The sequence below is a fragment of the Ruminiclostridium cellobioparum DSM 1351 = ATCC 15832 genome, assembly GCF_000621505.1.
Taxonomy (GTDB): Bacteria; Bacillota; Clostridia; order Acetivibrionales; family DSM-1351; genus Ruminiclostridium; species Ruminiclostridium cellobioparum.
In genome coordinates this window covers 165,536-182,854 of sequence record NZ_KK211290.1, presented here as the reverse complement: position 1 = coordinate 182,854, position 17,319 = coordinate 165,536, and the positions used below count along the sequence as shown (strand labels likewise).

Annotated in this window: 12 protein-coding genes; 11 read left to right on the top strand and 1 reads right to left on the bottom strand. The window is 42.2% G+C overall.

Annotated features, from left to right (window positions below):
* Positions 1 to 180: 180 nt before the first annotated feature.
* The 10 genes from T344_RS29000 to T344_RS0121415 all read left to right on the top strand — a co-directional run bounded on the left by T344_RS29000 (position 181) and on the right by T344_RS0121415 (position 13,636).
* The gene (locus T344_RS29000; RefSeq protein WP_051572130.1) at positions 181 to 3,525 is read left to right on the top strand and encodes a glycoside hydrolase family 10-like protein; all 3,345 of its coding nucleotides are present in this window, start codon (positions 181 to 183) and stop codon (positions 3,523 to 3,525) included.
* Positions 3,526 to 3,628: 103 nt separating this feature from the next.
* Positions 3,629 to 4,969, top strand: a complete 1,341-nt coding sequence (locus T344_RS0121455) for an ABC transporter substrate-binding protein (RefSeq protein WP_027630402.1) — start codon at positions 3,629 to 3,631, stop codon at positions 4,967 to 4,969.
* 81 nt (positions 4,970 to 5,050) lie between these two features.
* Entirely contained in the window at positions 5,051 to 5,953 is a 903-nt protein-coding gene (locus T344_RS0121450; protein ID WP_034862605.1) for a carbohydrate ABC transporter permease, read from the top strand.
* On the top strand, positions 5,946 to 6,806 hold the full coding sequence (locus T344_RS0121445; protein ID WP_027630400.1) for a carbohydrate ABC transporter permease: 861 nt from the start codon (positions 5,946 to 5,948) through the stop codon (positions 6,804 to 6,806). Before T344_RS0121450 ends, T344_RS0121445 begins: the two co-directional genes overlap by 8 nt.
* Positions 6,807 to 6,821: 15 nt before the next feature.
* Positions 6,822 to 8,054 carry an alpha amylase family protein gene (locus tag T344_RS0121440; RefSeq protein WP_027630399.1) on the top strand — a complete coding sequence of 411 codons (1,233 nt, stop codon included), beginning with the start codon at positions 6,822 to 6,824 and terminating at the stop codon, positions 8,052 to 8,054.
* 20 nt (positions 8,055 to 8,074) lie between these two features.
* Entirely contained in the window at positions 8,075 to 9,439 is a 1,365-nt protein-coding gene (locus T344_RS0121435; protein WP_051572157.1) for an FAD-dependent oxidoreductase, read from the top strand.
* Positions 9,440 to 9,445: 6 nt separating this feature from the next.
* On the top strand, positions 9,446 to 10,405 hold the full coding sequence (locus T344_RS0121430; protein WP_027630397.1) for a GNAT family N-acetyltransferase: 960 nt from the start codon (positions 9,446 to 9,448) through the stop codon (positions 10,403 to 10,405).
* A gap of 136 nt (positions 10,406 to 10,541) precedes the next feature.
* Entirely contained in the window at positions 10,542 to 11,255 is a 714-nt protein-coding gene (locus T344_RS0121425) for an N-acetylmannosamine-6-phosphate 2-epimerase (protein ID WP_034862712.1), read from the top strand.
* Positions 11,245 to 12,018, top strand: a complete 774-nt coding sequence (locus tag T344_RS0121420) for an AAC(3) family N-acetyltransferase (protein ID WP_027630395.1) — start codon at positions 11,245 to 11,247, stop codon at positions 12,016 to 12,018. Before T344_RS0121425 ends, T344_RS0121420 begins: the two co-directional genes overlap by 11 nt.
* A gap of 187 nt (positions 12,019 to 12,205) precedes the next feature.
* Positions 12,206 to 13,636 (top strand): NCS2 family permease, encoded by a 1,431-nt coding sequence (locus tag T344_RS0121415; RefSeq protein WP_027630394.1) that lies wholly within the window; start codon positions 12,206 to 12,208, stop codon positions 13,634 to 13,636.
* Between the two features lie 63 nt (positions 13,637 to 13,699).
* Here T344_RS0121415 and T344_RS28995 read toward each other — a convergent pair whose 3' ends face one another.
* Positions 13,700 to 14,809, bottom strand: a complete 1,110-nt coding sequence (locus T344_RS28995; RefSeq protein ID WP_034862602.1) for a hypothetical protein — start codon at positions 14,807 to 14,809, stop codon at positions 13,700 to 13,702.
* Positions 14,810 to 15,408: 599 nt separating this feature from the next.
* On the opposite strand from T344_RS28995, the gene T344_RS0121405 reads away from it, so the two are divergent.
* Positions 15,409 to 17,199: a phosphoenolpyruvate carboxykinase (GTP) gene (locus T344_RS0121405; RefSeq protein WP_027630393.1), complete on the top strand. Its 1,791-nt coding sequence runs from the start codon at positions 15,409 to 15,411 to the stop codon at positions 17,197 to 17,199.
* The last annotated feature ends 120 nt before the right edge of the window (positions 17,200 to 17,319 follow it).

Genomic DNA, 17,319 nt, shown 5'->3' with positions numbered 1-17,319 from the left:
AAAAAATGAGAATAATTATTTCAACATACTTACATAAAAAGAAGGAAATTTTCTTTTAGTTTAGAATATTCTATCATTATGAATTAAAAAATTCAATAATTAAAAACGCATGATTAAATATTAAATATTTATTTTTGAGACGGAGTTTTATTGTTTAATCGTGCCTGAGGAGGAGAAGACATGTGTAAGAAAATCCTGGCATTATTTTTGTGTATTTTGCTGGCAGTAGGTGTCATGACTCCATTATCCCATGCTGAGAGCCAAGACATCAGTGTGTCTGCTGAAAATGGCAGCACTGTGAAGGTCAGCGCTGTCAACAGGCCTATCCAGGCTGCAGATGAGCTGATTCTTTTTACAAGGGATAACGCCGCACAGTTGACTGATTCAAATGTATGGTGTGCTGCGGCCGCAGCAGATTATAAGGATGGGAAATATGTTCTGACAGAAATCAGGGACAGAGCGGGTGCTGTAAAAATTCCCTATAACGGGTTCGTGCTGTTCGGGCATGGCACCAGTGAAACATGGATTCTGGATAATTTAAAAACCGGTGAGGAAGTGAATATCAACGGTTATTCCCTGCCCCGGGTTATAACCGGACAGCTGGTGTCGGCTGAAAATGGCACACAGCATGCCATAGATTCGGTGGATAAGGAGCATGAAAGTAACAAACTGACTATTTATACTATTAACTATGGGGAAAATACCGGTGTATTTGGGACGGACACTGAAGAAGCAGTGATTGCAAATAACATTGTAGCGGAGAAAAACAGCGGCGGAGGTACCGGAACGTACATACCTGAAAACGGATATGTAATATCGGGGTCAGGTTCTGCTAAAGAGTTTGTCGGCAATTTACAGGTCGGAGAAAAGGTTACTCTGATAAATCTTGAGGTTCAGACCTTGCCTCCCATGTATTTCAAAATTAATGGTTCAATATATGAAATAAACAAGAAAAATACCGAAAGGGGAGCAGGTGAGGTTATCCTTTATGAAACCTCCCATGGTGCCACCACGCGTACAAATCCCTGGGGGCTGGAAATCACAGCCGAAAATGGCAAAGTAACAGGGTTTACTGCTATCACCTCAAAGGATGGGGTATATCTGGACAATAATTCTTCCATACCTCAAAAAGGGTATGTCATCTCTGTCCAGGCTGACAGCCCGTACTTTGCAAAATTAGACGGAAATGTAAAGGTAGGCGATTCAATAGAGCTGTCTGCAAATAACACATTTTTGTATAATGCAGGCAAAACACCCTATGACAGCCTGAATCCCAAAAGCAGGGAAGATAACCCGGCAGGCTGGGATGAAGCCGGCAACAGCGGATATCCCGGTTTTAGAGGAGCCGATCAGCTTATTGTTTATGACGGTGCATACGGCAGTACAACAGGTACCAACCCCTGGGGTTATGAGGTTACAGTGGATAAGGACAACAAAATTGTAAAGGCGGGAGGAAATAATTCACAGATCCCAAAAGACGGATTGGTATTGTCAGGCCACGGGGTAAAGGCCGATTGGCTGAAGAACCATGCTCTGATCGGGTCGAGTGTCATAATGGACAAAACCGATAAAACAGTATTGGTGCTGTTTACCCCTGAATCCATGATTGACAGGGCGGTAATTAAAATTGATACGGTAAAACAGGAACTTGAGGTGTCCCGGACAAAATTCCTTGATGTGCCCTATGCAAAAGTGCAGGAATACATAGACAATGCGGAACTGCTTGTGCAAAGTGCAAGAGAACGGTTAAAGGAAAGGGACTACAAGCAGTTAATGGAAATTACGGGCCGGATCGAGCAGAATTCCGATAATGCTCATTTTGCAAACTACCAGTCCAAAAGTGTTGAAACCAGGGCGGTCTGGATAAGGCCGAAGGAAACCCGACTGGAGCAGGTGTCCGAGCATCTGGACAAACTGAAGGCACTGAATATAAATACGGTATATCTGGAAACCTGGTGGGGAGGTTATACCATATTTCCTACTGAAAACAGGATAACGGAACAGAATCCCATGTATAACGGTTTTGATGTACTGGGTGCATATTTGTCCGAAGCACACAAGAGAGGAATGGAAGTGCACTCCTGGGTTGAAAACTTTTTTATCGGTGATTCGGGTACCTTTGATGGAGGCCCCGTGTATGCTAAAAAACCGGAATGGCTGCTGATAAGCAGAAAGGGTGATAACTTCCAGTTTGTTGACATGTACAATATCAAATATTATTTTGCAAATCCGGCATTGCCTGAAACCCGTGACTTCATAATGAGCATATATTCCGAACTGGTCAAAAAGTATGATATCGATGGTCTTCAACTGGATTATGTGCGTTATCCCGACGGAGGTGACGGGTCAAATGATTTTGGCTATGATACCTATACAAGGGAATTATTTAAAAAAGCAAATGGAGCCGATCCTATAAACATCAGGCCCGGAGATCCGCTCTGGGAAAGCTGGTGTGCTTTCAGGGCCAATATTATTAATACATTTGTTTACAGGGTGGTTTCGGAAGTCAGAGCTGTAAAGCCCGATATACAGATCTCCGCCGATGTATGGCCCAACTATGAAGCAGGGCCCGCCACTTTGATGCAGGAGCCGGTAAAGTGGGTGTCCGGAGGATATATAGACAATATCATACCAATGTCATATACGATGGATACCACGTCCACCAGGGAGGATATATTGAACACTGTTGAATTTTCCAGGGGCCATGCATACGCTACAATGGGTTTGGGAACCGGAACAGGGCTCAGCAGCGAAATGCTTGCAGGCCAGATTGCAACTGCCGCAGAAAATGGAGCAGACGGTACAGCTCTTTTTGAATATGAATCGCTCATGAACGCAGGGTACGGCAGTGCGTTAAAGGAGGGTCTGTTCAGAAATACCGCGGTTGTCTGGGATGATAAGCCTGCACTCTCTGTAAAAACCATTGTTAATGGGGTTAAAAGAAAAATAAGTGAAATCTATTTGCCCAATAAAGGCATTTCTGCAAAAGAGGCGGCTTCACTGGCTGACAGGTTGAATTCTATTCCGGCTGCTGATAATAATTGCTCCGAAACCGGCATAAATCCTTCAGAAGCAAGAGCAATTAAAAAATCCATAGAAAAAATAATTGAAACGGTAACTCTTTCAAAGAGTATGAATGAAGAGGTTAAAAAAAGGATATTGGAGGATATGACATATTGCAGCAGTATACTTGTAAATTATATAAACCATGAAGAGTTCCATGAGAAGCATGCCATAGACCATTTTACACTTGAGCTGCCGCCGGAAGAGGAAATGAAAGTTGGAAAATCTGCAGAAATTAAAGTCAGAGCGGCCTTCAAGGATGGAAAGGATATTATAATGTATCTTGACCCGTCACAATTCAAGGTCAGCTCAAGCAACCCGGAGATAGCACAGGTAAACGGCAGTTCAATTGTGCTTAAAGCTCAGGGGTGTGTGGATGTTACAGTATCCATATCAAAAAACTTTATCTATAAATATGACAAAAAAGAGCAGAATATCAAAACAAGACTCAAAATAAAATAAAAAAAGAAAAATATTTTCATAAAATAAAGACTTGAAGAAAAATTTCTTTTTATATATAATTAAGGCATGATATAAAAAAACAAAATATTAGGAGGAATTCGTCATGGTAAAAGCAAGTCGATTAAGAAGCATACTTGTACTGGTCTTGGCAGTATGCATGATGGCAGGAATTGTTGCAGGATGCGGATCATCAGCAGCAACAGATACTAAATCTTCAGATACGGCCGCATCAACAGCAGCTGCATCCTCAACTGCAGCAGCTGATTCTTCGGTAAGTCAGGAACCGGTAAATCTGCAGTTCTGGACTATTTCACTTCAGCCTACATTCACTGATTTCTTTAACAAGCTGATTGAAACATACCAGAATGATAATAAAAATGTTACTGTTAAGTGGACAGACCTGCCTTATGATGCAATACAGAACAAACTGATAACAGCCGCAGCAGGCGGAAATGCTCCCGATGTAGTTAATTTGAATACAGAAATGGCATTGACACTGGCTGGAAAGGGTATACTGGTAAACCTTGAGAAGGAAGCAACAGAAGAACAGAAGAGTGTGTATATAAAAACTTTATTTGACTCCACAAAAACCACTCAAGGTACATATGCATTCCCCTGGTACGGTGCTCCGGACGTACTTATCTACAATAAGGACTTATTCGCAAAAGCAGGAATTACAACTCCTCCGACTACCTTTGACGAAATGCTTTCATTGGCAAAACAGATGAAGGATAAAACAGGAGCTTACCTTTTCATTCCTGATGAATTCAGAAGGACATTATGGCTTGAAGGCATTCCGCTTTTGAGCGAAGACAGGACCAAAGCAGCTTTTAACACACCTGAAGCTTTAGAACTGCTTACCAGATATAAAAAAGCAGTTGATGAGGGAATAATTCCAAAGGTTAACTGGGGACAATGGGAAAAGAATCTGCAGCAGTTCAATACCGGCAAACTTGCCATGATGCATTCAGGTGCCCAATCCATAAACAGGGTTAAGGATGAAGCCCCGAATATTTATAAAAACGTTGAGGTTACCCAGTCACTGGTTGGTAAAGCAGGTATAATCAACAACTCCGTTATGAATCTTGTTGTTACAGAACTGAGCAAGCACCACAAGGAAGCTATTGATTTTGCAGCATTCATAACTAATGATGACAATCAGCTGGCATTCAGCAAAACCGTATCCATATTCCCATCCACAGTCAAGGCTTCACAGGACCCATTCTTCAAGTCGGATACAAGCACTACCGAAAAGAAGGCTATTTCAATTGTAGCCGACGAACTCTCAAAGACAGCTGATATGACTCTTGCCGTAACACAGCAGAATGATATATATGCTGCACTCAAGAAAGCACAGGAAGCAGTAACCGTAAACGGAGTTGATCCTAAAAAAGCTCTGGATGATGCAGAGAAGAAGGTTAACGAATTACTTGCAGCCAACTGACAGTAAACAATTAAAGTATATTGATTACCATGCAGGCAGAGCTGCTCTGCCTGCATGGTGATTTTTAAAAGGGGTATTTGAATGAGGCTAGATGGAGTTTTAAAAAGAAGAATTAGAGAAAATCTCGTTGCATATGCGTTTATGGCACCTGCACTAATCGTTCTGGCAGTCTTTGTATTTTATCCTATCATTTACAGTATACCTTTGGCATTTTATGACTACTCGGGAATTGGGGAAAGCCACTATATAGGCTTTGATAACTTTATAAAGGCTTTTCATGATGAGGAATTCTGGATTGCCATAAGACATTCAATCCAATTTGTATTGGTTGTTCCAATAATTCAAATACTGTCAATATTACTGGCTACACTTGTCAATAAAAAGCTGCCGGGCATCAGCATTTTCAGGGTGCTTATATATATTCCCGTTGTAACGTCAATGATTGCTGTATCGATAATATGGAACTGGATATTTGATGAAGGCGGTGTGCTTAATGCTATTCTGATGAATATCGGACTCCTTAAGGATCCTGTTCTCTGGCTGGGCGATGCAAACCTTGCACTGTTTACTCTTATGTTCATAACAATATGGCAGGGGCTGGGCTACTATATGATGCTTTATCTTGCAGGACTTCAGTCGCTGCCTCCCGAGATGGAGGAAGCTGCAATAATTGACGGAGCCGGTAGAATAAAGACTTTCATAAAGATCAAGATCCCTCTGTTAAAGCCGTACGTGTGGTTTTGCAGCTTAATGTCGGTTATTTCGGCCGTAAGCGTATTTGATGTGGTTTTTGCCATAAAGGATGACGGCGGACCTGACAATGCGACCCTGGTTGCAAACCTTTATTCCTACCGCAAGGCCTTTGTAAATTTTGAATTCGGGTACTCGGCCGCGGTTGGAGTACTGGTTTCCATAGTGATACTTGCGCTTAGCGTATTTGTATTCATATATGGCAGGAGAGGAGGGATGAGTAATAATGAGTAATGATTTTGAAACAGCTTTTAAATCAAGAAACAAAAAAATAAGAAAACAAATGTTATCTAAAGTTCTGCTTTATATATTCTTTATTGTTATCTGTGCGTTTTTTGCCGGCCCTTTCCTGTGGCTGCTCAGCACCACCTTTAAGTCGGGTGAGAATATTTACAGTATGAACCTGTTTACCGCTCACCCCACATTGACCAACTATATAGGTGTTATCGACTTTATGAACCTGCCCAGGATACTGTATAATACCACATTTATAACTGTTGCGGGTACCGTGCTGGATATTATACTTGCGGCACTGTGTGCATATCCGCTGGCGTGCATGAACTTTAAAGGAAAAGGCTTTATATTCGGAGCTTTGACAAGTACAATGATCATCCCGGCTGCAGCAGGTATGATTGTAAATTATCTTACTGTTCAGAAGCTCCAGCTGGTGGATAAGTTCGGCGGTGTAATCATACCCGGTGCCGTGTCTGTTTTCAGCATAATCCTTCTTCGCCAGGCCTATCTGGGAATACCCAGGGAACTCATAGAAGCGGCAAAGATCGACGGTGCCTCAGAATTGAAAACCTGGCGTAAAATCATGCTTCCGGGCGTTATGCCTGCCATATCCACACTTGTTATTTTCAATTTCATAAGTAAATGGAATGCCTTTTTATGGCCTATAATCGTTCTCCAGGATCCGCAGAAATACCCTCTGGCAACTGCTCTTAAATACCTTGGCGGGCAGTTTAATTACAAATTCGGATACGTTGCGGCAGGAACTGTAATTTCAATAATACCTGTAATTATAGTATTTTTGTTATTCCAAAAGAATTACATCAATGCTGTTTCAGGAGCAATTAAAGGATAAAGGGTGGACATTCGAGTGGTTAATTACAATTATTACATATGGGTTGAGATTGAAGCCAATAAGCAGCGGATAATAGATAAAGAATATTTTAAAAGTATTATAAAGAAATGCAGGGAAGCCGGCATAGGTTCAATTATACTGAGTGCAAAAGACACTACTGGCTTCTGCATATATAAAAGCTCTTTTGTCCCTCACTATAACCGGTTTGACAAGGATTTTGAATATACCGACTATTTGAAGACCTGTATTGATGCGGCACATGCCGAAGGTTTGAAGCTGTATGCCGGTATTGATGTTTTTGCCGAGGGCAGGGTCAAACAGCGGCACAGGCTGTCACCGGGCTTTATAAATACCGGGTGGCAGACAGGAATGTATGGAATAAATGAAAACGGAAAGCCTGAGATTCAACCAATCGCAGAATTGAACAATATAAGAACTGCAGGCTCAATTGACGATTTCAGTGAAGTATTTGTAAATCCGGTCATGGAGGAAGTAAGGAACTATGAGCTCAGTATAATAAAGGAACTGGTCACAAACTATGACATAGACGGAGTAGTACTGGACAGGGTGAGATTCGTAGGCCTGGGTTCCGATTTCAGCAATTATACAAAAAGCAGGTTTGAAGAATTTATCGGCAAAAAAGTACCGAACTGGCCTGAAGATATTTATCAGCTTGAGGCTCCTCAGGAAACCGAAAAGGACAGGAACCTCAAGGTTGTTTATGGACCTTTGTTCGGTCAGTGGGTTACCTTCAGGGCCGGCATTATAAAGACTTTTATAAAGCAGGTCCGGACAATGATAAAAGAGTCGGGGAAAAATGTTCAATTCGCAGATTATACAGGTTCCTGGTACCCGCTTTATTATCTTGTGGGGGCTAACTGGGCAAGCGAGAAATATGTTCCGGAGGAATATCCATGGGTTGATAAGAGCTATGCTGACACTGGGTATGCCGAATATATCGATACTTTGCTGTCGGGATTTTACTATACCGATGTGACTGTCAGGGATGCGCTTGATAAAGGCAGACCTGATTACTGGTACAGCGTTGAAGGCTCAGGAGATATGGTGCGGAAGGTGGTAGGCGATGCGGTGCCCTATGTAGGAAGCCTGTTTCTGCAGCAGTATGAAAATGAGTCTGAAACATTCGGTAAAGCAGTGGATATGTGCTTTGAAAAATCCGGGGGCTGTATGCTTTTTGATCTGTGCTATGTGGATGGCTATGACTGGTGGGCACAGTGCAAAAGATAAGCTCTGAAAGGAGATTTGTTGTGGAAAAATACCTTTATTCAAATATATGTGAGATCAGTGAATACCAGTACGACGTTATAGTTGCAGGCGGAGGTACCGCCGGCTGTATTGCAGCCATTGCAGCGGTGACCGAGGGAGCCCGGACACTGCTGATTGAGAAGAATATCTTTCTTGGCGGAACTGCTACCGGAGGACAGGTAACTCCCATGATGAGTCCGGGCATACCGGAGGAGGCCGAGCTTTCATATATCAATAAAATGGTAAAGAAGCGCCTCCTGAAACAGCAATACGGTGCTGCCGACCCCTGTGGGAATGACGGCTGGTTTAATCCCGAAATGCTTAAGTTTACAGCAGAAGATATCTATATGGAACAGGGCGGCCGGCTGCTTTACGATACGCAGATCATAGATACCATCGTAGAAAACCGTACCATCAAGGGATTGGTAATTTACAACAAGGGCGGCCTTCAGGCGGTAAAAGGAAAAGTGATAATTGATTGTTCGGGAGATGCCGTTGTTGCGCATTCGGCAGGCGTACCCTGCCTGACGGGGGATGATATAATGCATCAGAACCAGGCTTCTTCGCTGCGCTTTATGGTTGGAAATGTAGATATACCCGGGGTTCTGGAGCATATGAAACGTATAGGCGAGCCTATGGTGCTGGAATATCCGTTTATGGAAATAGCCTCTGTATGGGATTCTCCAAAGCCGTTGACAGGAATATTCCAAAAAGCGGTTGAGGACGGTGTGCTGGCCTATGACGACGGCAGGTATTTTCAGGCCTTTTCTGTTCCGGGAATGCCGGGAGTAGTATCCTTTAACTGTCCGGAGATACCGGGAATATATAATACGCTTGATCCTGACGCAATTACCGGCATTGCCGTCACAGGGAAAAAAATGATAAGCCGTCTTTACACATTTTTAAAGAAATATATCGAAGGTTTTGAAAACAGCTATATCCTGTCGGTGGCATCCGTTCCGGGGATAAGGGAATCCAGAAGGATCAAAGGAAAATATGTGTTGACGGAAGAGGATTATAACAACCGGGCAAAATTTGATGACGCTATTGCACGAACTGCGTATCCTGTGGATATACACGGTCTTATAGATGAAAAGAAACTTGATATCAGGCCATTTCAAAAGGGCGAGTATTTTGAAATACCTTTCCGGTGCCTTGTAACCGGGGAGATAGACAATTTACTGGTTGGGGGCAGATGCATTTCTTCAAGTTTTGTGGCCCAGTCTTCGGTGAGAATACAGGCCACCTGCAGGGCAACAGGCGAGGCTGCGGGTATTGCGGCAGCATACTGCTCAAAAGAAGGTATAACCGTTGGAGAACTTGACGGAAAAATAGTCAGGGAAAAAATGCTGGAAAAGAGTTTATGAGGTGAGGTGTTTTTTATTAATATAACGTTGCTCGAGGAAAAATATGCTGATGATATAGTGAAGTTGTGGAATGAAAACTTTAAGCAGGCGTATCATGTTACAAGTAAAATGATACGGAATAAAATATTTAATGATAGAGACACGTTTTATGAGGGTTCCTTTTTATTGCCGGACAATGGCAGGCTTGCCGGATTCATAGTCAGCAAGGTCAACAGGGGAGCACTTGCGGAATATGATAACTGCGCCTGGATCAGTTCGCTGGTTGTTGACGGAAAATACCGGAACCGGGGATTTGGGAAAGAATTGTTCCAGCGGGCAGAGAAAGAACTTTACCGGTATGGAACAGAAAAAATAATTATCGGAGGAGAGTTTGAGAATTTCTTTTCAGGCATTCCCGATCCTTCCTCTCAGTCACTGGGCTTTTTTGCCGGAAGAGGCTTCATATTAAATAATGATGAGCATTATGATTTGTCGGCAGATATCTCAAGGATTAACTTTGATGATTTGAAAATTGATATGAATAAGTCTGAGGACTATCGTACCTGCGAGATGGTGGCAGAGCATAAAGACAAATTAAGCGGCTTTTTTGATAAAACTTTTCCGGGCAGATGGAAAACGGAGGTGTTTGATTATCTGGAACACGGCGGAGATATGAGGAATGTTCTTATATTATGGAATAAGAAGGAGATAGTGGGTTTCTGCAAAATATTCATCAGTGAGGGAAAAGATGATTTGGCCGCTTCCCGGGGTGAAAATTGGGGAAGCCTCGGACCTGTCGGAATCAGTGAAGATATCCGCGGTAAAGGGCTGGGAAACAGAATACTTAACGACTCTTTAAGATTTCTTCAAAAGCGCGGAGCAAAAAATGTAATTATTGATTGGACAATATTAAAGGATTTTTACGGCCGGTTCGGTTTTAACCCTTTAAGAACGTACAGGGGTGCATATAAATTAAGGCAAGGATAGCAGCCAATACAAGGATGTATTCTGCACATAGCTGTTTTAACATAACGAGGCGGCAGATGTCCACCACTTCGACAGGTGGCGGGTATAAACCAATTAAGGAATGTCTGAAGTCATTCCTGAATACGAGGGAGTATTTATGAATAAACAAGATATATTTAACGCAATAAAAAATGGATTGATTGTATCCTGTCAGGCTTTGGAGGATGAGCCTCTCCACAGCTCCATGATAATGGGGAGAATGGCACTGGCGGCAAGTATGGGAGGGGCTGTTGGCATCCGGGCCAACACGGCAGAAGATATAAACGAAATAAGGAAGCATGTCGATCTGCCCATAATAGGGATTATAAAGCAGGATTATCCGGATTCGGACATTTACATAACTCCAACACTGGTGGAAGTGAGGAAACTTATTAATTCTGCGGCAGATATCATAGCATTTGATGCAACACACAGGGTAAGGCCCGGCGGTGAAACCCTTGAAAACATAATAAAGGAAATAAAAGCCGCCGGAAAAATTGCAATGGCCGATATCTCAACCCTGGAAGAGGGCATTGCCGCTACCGAAAAAGGCTGTGATATCGTCTCAACGACCATGTCGGGATATACACCCCACAGCCGCCAGATTGATGAACCTGATTATGAGCTGATATATGAATTAAGCTCAAAAATATCAATACCGGTAATAGCAGAAGGCAGAATTTTTACAAATGAGCAGCTGGTTAATTGCTTTAAAAATGGAGCTTACAGTGCTGTTATCGGTGCTGCAATCACGCGGCCCCAACTGATTACAAAATCTTTTGTGGAAGCTCTTGAAAAATATGAAAGAAGTGTATTAATTAATGAAAAATAACAGTAATAGTATGACCCAAAATGTTTTAATGAGGGAATTAACCGATCTGGGAGTAAAGAGAGGGGATATGCTGATAGTGCATAGTTCCCTGAAGAGTCTGGGCTATGTCGAAGGTGGGGCATTAAGTGTAATTAATTCCATCCTTGATATTATTGGAGCCGAAGGGACGCTGATTGTACCTACCTTAACCGGCAAACGAGAAGATTCGTCAAAATGTCCGCCGGTATTCAATGTTTTGGAGACTCCCTGCTGGACGGGAATAATACCTGAAACTGTAAGAAAGCTGAAGGAAGCAAAAAGATCGCTTCATCCTACCCACTCTGTTTCAGCCATAGGATATGAAAAGGATTATGTTACATGCGGACATCAATTTTCCGGTTCCCCTTGTGACATGAGAAGCCCGTATTTTCTCAATGCCATAAATAACGGTCATATACTTCTTATCGGTGTCGATCAGGAAAGCAATACTTCAATACATTCCTGCGAAGAGCTGGCTCAAGTGCCGTACCATCTCCAGACGGATGTGACGGCAGCATATGTTGCAGACTATGCCGGAGAAAAAATAAGGATTGAGAACAGACTTCACAACTGGGAAAAACCTGAAACCGACTTTAATAAACTTGATGCCTTATACCTGGAAACGGGTATTATGAAAATGAAACAAATCGGTAATGCTGAGGTCCGGTATATTGATGCCGGAAGGATGTTTACTTTTACAATAGATTTGCTTAAGAAAAATAAACTGTTTTTAATCAAGGCATGAATTTAAACAGATTTTTTATTTAATATTGACTAAAAGCTTGCCAATATAACAGAATGTGATAAAATATTTCCTGTGTTTTATGAGACTAAAGGTCTGTCCTCACTTTATTTTCCTTTAATATGATTGAATAATCAAATATGGAATGGTTAATATAAAAGTGAGGAGAAAGTACAGGAGGAGAGCTAATATGAGTTTTTTTGAAAAACAGTTCCGGCTCAAGGAAAGCGGAACAAATGTAAAGACTGAGTTCGTAGCCGGTTTAACTACTTTCTTTACAATGGCGTACATTATCTTTGTAAATCCTTCGATCCTGGGACAAACAGGTATTCCGAAGGGCGGAGTATATGTTGCTACAATACTCGCAGCTGTCATAGGTACACTGGTTATGGGGTTGTTTGCCAACGTCCCCTATGCACAGGCTCCAGGTATGGGCTTGAATGCCTTCTTTACATTTACGGTGTGTTTCGGACTTGGATACAGCTGGCAGCAGGCGCTGGCTATGGTATTCATATGCGGTATTATCAATATTTTAATTACTGTAACACAGGTAAGAAAATCAATTATCAAAGCAATTCCAGAAACTCTTCAATTGGCCATCAGCGGAGGTATAGGACTTTTTATCGCATACATAGGGTTTAAGGACGCAGGTTTCCTGAAGTTTACCTCTGAAGCAAAACCCGGTGCTCCATTGACCATACTTGGCGAAAATGCAGACTCAGCTACAGTTGTAGCCGGCGGTGCAAATGTAGTTCCTGCGCTCGTTAATTTTACAAGCCCTGTTGCCCAGCTGGCATTGATAGGGCTGGTAATAACAGTTGTGCTCATGCTTTTGAAGGTAAAGAGCGCCATACTCATAGGAATTTTATCCAGTACCATCATTGGTATTCCCATGCACGTTACAACACTGTCCGCCGCCACTCCATATAAAATTTCAGACATATCCCAGACCGCTTTTGCGCTTGACTTTGCAGGCCTGTTCAGCGAGCCGGGGAAAATAGCGGTCGTATTGGTAACCATACTCGCTTTCAGCTTGTCCGACACCTTTGACACTATCGGAACATTTATAGGAACAGGCAGGAAGAGCGGTATATTTGACGATAAGGATGAAGCTGAACTGTTTGCAGGAAAAGGCTTCAGATCCAAGATGGACAAGGCGCTTTTTGCAGATGCTACGGCAACTTCCATAGGTGCACTGCTGGGTACCTCAAATACGACAACCTATGTAGAGAGTGCCGCAGGAATCGGAGCCGGCGGAAGAACCGGGTTGACCTCGGTATTTACTGCAATCCTGTTTGCAATATGTCTGGTGTTTGCACCTGTAGCCGGGATTATTCCGGGTGCGGCAACTGCTCCTGCATTAATCGTTGTTGGTGTTTTGATGATGGGTTCCTTTGCCAAAATAAAATGGGAGAACTTTGACGAAGCACTGGCCGCTTTCTTTACAGCTGTGGTAATGCCTTTCTCCTACAGCATTTCAAACGGTATTGCAGCAGGCTTCATATTCTATGTAATTATGAAAATCTGCAAGGGCAAGGCAAGGGAGGTTCATCCCATACTATATGTGGTAACCTGTCTGTTTGTACTTAATTTTATAATCGGTGCACTTATGAAGCTTTAAGCTGTAAAAATATACTGACATTCAAAATGGGCTGTCTCAGACCGCCCATTTTTTTATGCACTTCTATGTTTTGTCAATCAGGTCGTTGACATAGGCGTTTAATTTATCCACCAGATCCAGGTACATTTTATCCATTGACTCCAGAGTGAATTTGTCCCCCAGGATGGTTTTTATTTGGTTTTGCAGCTCCTTTGCCTTTGCCAGGAAAGAAACTCCTGAACTGATGGCTTCCTTATACTTGCCTATTATAGACTCAAGCTCATCCCTGTATTTTTCATCTGTTCCCGGAGCTATGGCCAGTCTGTAGAGATCTATCAGTTCATCACCGTCCCTGGAAGGGAAATATTCATGAGGAGAAGTACTGTCCAAAACAGCAATATCCAGTTCCCTTATGATGACCATATCCAGGCTTTGGGGATCCAAAGCGCAGTGATATACCTCAACATCAAAACCTCTTTTCTGTGCAGCATCTGCTATTTTCCTGAGCAATGTGGACTTTCCTGATCCGGGACGGCCTTTTAAGAAGTATCTTTTACCCAAATCCCTTGTCAGATCCATTACAAAGTCAACAGCGCCTTTTGCGGTGGCTCCGCCAAGGAAACGGTTTCTGACAATGCCCTCCTTTTTCATGGACATATCACTTAGGAAGTTTTTAATTGCAGCATCTGCAATTTCATCCAGCTTCCCGAAATCTACGTTATCCAGGTATATTTTTTCCCAGCCATCATGTATCCTGAGAGCGCTTTGAAGTTGTTTGTAGGCCATTTTATAGAGCTCCTGGACATTTTTAATCAGAGAGGCGATCAACTCTTCAGGAGTTGCCGGACCTCTGGAGGTTTCATCCGGTTTTAATTCAACTATTTCACCGGCAGAACTGCAGGATCTGGTTTGTTCTATGTGCTGTACATCTCCATTGACAACTGCCATACCCAAGGCGGGAATAATAACTGCCTCAACCTCTTCTTCATCAGAAGCACTGTGAATCAGTTCAACATCATAGCCCTTTATGAACCAGTTGATCGCTATATCTACCATGAGTAAGGATTTAATATCATCAGAGCCGCCCTTTAATATAAAGATCTTGTCAATCCCTATGAGATTGTCCTCAAAGTATGTTACAAAACCGCGCGCCGTATTTGCACTGGCATAGTAATTTAAGAATTTTGCAGCCAAAATTATTCCACCTTTCCATTAATGCACTTCACTATAGTGTATGCAGCAGGTGTGAATAATGCTAAGAAATGGTATGTGCAATTTTATCACCTGCACCATTCGATTTTTTTAATTTATTAATTTATTGTACTAAATTGCAAACAAATAGATATGGACCATAAACCCTATACACAAAGAGCGGGAAATGCATATTCAGCCAATGGAAGTTGACTGTATGAAAATAAATACATGAAATTCTATTAATTTCAAATTGCATAATTAAAACGAAAATTTTCGTTTAGTTAACAAAACAGATGTTGAAATTTATGGTTTACTATGTTAAGATTGTTAGTGAAAAAATTAACTAAATCTATTGCTTACTAATTTGAACCAGTTCCGAAAAACATTTTCTTTAAAATTTCGATTTATGGTTCAATTATACTGAATAGTAAATTGTTCATGGCTTGAGAAAAATATTATGGAGTTAATATTTTTAGATACAATCGTGCAGAATAAGAAGGAAAATTTTTTTTGAGCATGTAAAATCTAATTTCCACAAGACATACAAGAATACTACTCATTTACAGCAGTATATTTTATAAATTGAAGGGAGAATTATGATGACTACGAACAAGAAGTTGCAAGCGTGGGTAAAAGAAATGGCTGACATGTGTCAACCAGACCAGATTTATTGGTGTGACGGTTCTCAGGAAGAAAACGATCGTCTCATTCAGGAATTGGTTAATGTTGGATTGGCTAAGCCGTTAAATCCAGCAAAGCGTCCGGGATGTTATTCTTTCAATAGTGATCCATCTGACGTTGCTCGTGTTGAGGACAGAACATATATTGCTTCAAAGACTAAGGAAGAAGCAGGTCCAACTAACAACTGGATTGACCCCAATGAATTGAAGGAAACCATGAAGGGTTTATACAAGGGTTGTATGAAGGGAAGAACAATGTATGTAATTCCTTTCTCAATGGGTCCTATAGGTTCAACAATTTCAAAAATCGGTGTCGAGATCACTGACAGCGCTTACGTTGTAATCAACATGCGTATCATGACCCGCATAGGTAAGAAAGTATTGGATGTACTCGGTGACGGAGAATTCGTTCCTTGCTTGCATTCAGTAGGTGCTCCTCTGGCTGAAGGCGAAAAGGATACTAAATGGCCATGTGCTCCAATCGAAAAGAAATACATCAGTCATTTCCCAGAAGAAAGAACAATCTGGTCCTATGGTTCAGGTTACGGCGGAAACGCTCTTCTCGGCAAGAAGTGTTTCGCTCTTCGTATTGCATCAGCTATCGCTCGTGAAGAAGGCTGGCTTGCAGAACATATGCTTATCTTAAAACTTACAGATCCTAAAGGAAATGTTAAATATATCTGCGGTGCTTTCCCAAGTGCATGCGGAAAAACCAACCTGGCTATGCTGGTTCCTACAGTTCCAGGCTGGAAAGTTGAAACGATCGGTGATGATATAGCCTGGATGAAGTTCGGAAAGGATGGCAGATTGTATGCTATCAATCCTGAAGCAGGTTTCTTCGGAGTTGCTCCCGGAACTTCACTGGATTCAAATCCGAATGCTATGCACAGCATCGAAAAGAACACCATATTCACTAACGTTGGTGTAACCGATGATGGAGATGTATGGTGGGAAGGCATGGGAGTGGATGCTCCGGCTCATTTGATTGACTGGAAGGGTAAAGACTGGGCTCCAGGTTCAGAAACTCCTGCTGCTCATCCAAATGCACGTTTCACAGCTCCTGCCTCACAGTGCCCTGTTATAGCTCCTGAGTGGGAAGATCCTGCTGGAGTACCGATTTCAGCCATATTGATCGGTGGACGCCGTCCAAGCACTATTCCATTGGTTCATGAAAGCTTTGACTGGAAGCACGGTGTATTCCTCGGTTCAATCATGGGTTCGGAAATCACTGCTGCTGCCATCTCCGACAAGATCGGTCAGGTTCGTCGTGATCCATTTGCAATGCTTCCGTTCATCGGATACAATGTATGCGATTACTTGCAGCACTGGTTGGATGTTGGAGCTGCTACAAGCGAAGACAAACTTCCGAAGATATTCTATGTTAACTGGTTCCGTAAGGATCAGAACGGCAAGTGGTTATGGCCTGGTTACGGTGAAAACAGCCGTGTTCTCAAGTGGATCTGCGAAAGAGTATCCGGAGAAGGAAAAGCTGTTAAGACTGAAATCGGTTATATGCCTACTGAAGATGCTATCGATACTGCAGGTCTTGACGTATCGGCTGCGGATATGGCTGAGCTTCTCAAGGTCAACAAGTCCGAATGGCTCCAGGAAGTTGAATCAATCAAGGAGCACTATGCTAAATACGGCAGCAAGTTGCCTGCTGAATTGGCAAATCAGTTAAAAGCTCTTGAAGCTAGATTGAAAGCATAATTTGAAATAATATATTGTTTTAATAAAAGGCAGACAGCGATTTTCGCTGTCTGCCTTTTAACGGTGTACCCGGCGTGAGTGCAAGCTTTCAGATTACAGGGGATAATCCAGCTTTTCTAT

What these genes read in the sequence shown, in the direction of transcription:
- T344_RS0121420 (WP_027630395.1), top strand. Translation starts at nt 11,245, where the DNA reads ATGAAAAATAACAGTAATAGTATGACCCAAAATGTTTTAATGAGGGAA.
- T344_RS29000 (WP_051572130.1), top strand. Translation starts at nt 181, where the DNA reads ATGTGTAAGAAAATCCTGGCATTATTTTTGTGTATTTTGCTGGCAGTA.
- T344_RS0121455 (WP_027630402.1), top strand. Translation starts at nt 3,629, where the DNA reads ATGGTAAAAGCAAGTCGATTAAGAAGCATACTTGTACTGGTCTTGGCA.
- T344_RS0121405 (WP_027630393.1), top strand. Translation starts at nt 15,409, where the DNA reads ATGACTACGAACAAGAAGTTGCAAGCGTGGGTAAAAGAAATGGCTGAC.
- T344_RS0121445 (WP_027630400.1), top strand. Translation starts at nt 5,946, where the DNA reads ATGAGTAATGATTTTGAAACAGCTTTTAAATCAAGAAACAAAAAAATA.
- T344_RS0121450 (WP_034862605.1), top strand. Translation starts at nt 5,051, where the DNA reads ATGAGGCTAGATGGAGTTTTAAAAAGAAGAATTAGAGAAAATCTCGTT.
- T344_RS0121425 (WP_034862712.1), top strand. Translation starts at nt 10,542, where the DNA reads ATGAATAAACAAGATATATTTAACGCAATAAAAAATGGATTGATTGTA.
- T344_RS0121415 (WP_027630394.1), top strand. Translation starts at nt 12,206, where the DNA reads ATGAGTTTTTTTGAAAAACAGTTCCGGCTCAAGGAAAGCGGAACAAAT.